Genomic DNA, 448 nt, shown 5'->3' on the forward strand with positions numbered 1-448 from the left:
GGCAAACTCAACATGGCTATCGAATCATGACGGAACAGCAGAAGCCCTTACCCACGATATTCTGCGAAGAACCGTTATTTACTTTATGTTTGAGAGCAGCAACATCGTAATCTACAAACGAAAATTTTGTTTCATGAATAGATTTTGGTTTTTCTTTGGGTGATGGCTTTGAAACGATGGAAGTAGATAGTACTTGTTGATTACTGACCATATGTGAATTCTTTGGCACCGATATCTTTGACTGTAATGGTTCTGAGACTGTATTCTCTGGTTTAGGTGCTGACTGAACAGATGATATAGCTTTTCGATTAAAGGATACGCCAAGACCACGCCTAAAAAGAAAGTAGCCGAAGCCAAAAGACCAAAAAAGTGGCTCTTCGCAGAATATCGTGGAAAGAAGGGTGTGTATGAAGTAACATAGAGTAATTTTGAGCTTTACCCAACCACA

General features: G+C 39.5%; 1 protein-coding gene. It reads right to left on the reverse strand.

Going from position 1 to position 448, the window contains the following annotated elements:
• Window positions 1-16 precede the first annotated feature (16 nt).
• Window positions 17-448: hypothetical protein (locus tag FGF66_RS12855; RefSeq protein WP_211342018.1), on the reverse strand; the 432-nt coding region annotated here is incomplete at its 5' end.

It is taken from the genome of Chlorobaculum thiosulfatiphilum, from assembly GCF_006265165.1.
Lineage (GTDB): Bacteria > Bacteroidota > Chlorobiia > Chlorobiales > Chlorobiaceae > Chlorobaculum > Chlorobaculum thiosulfatiphilum.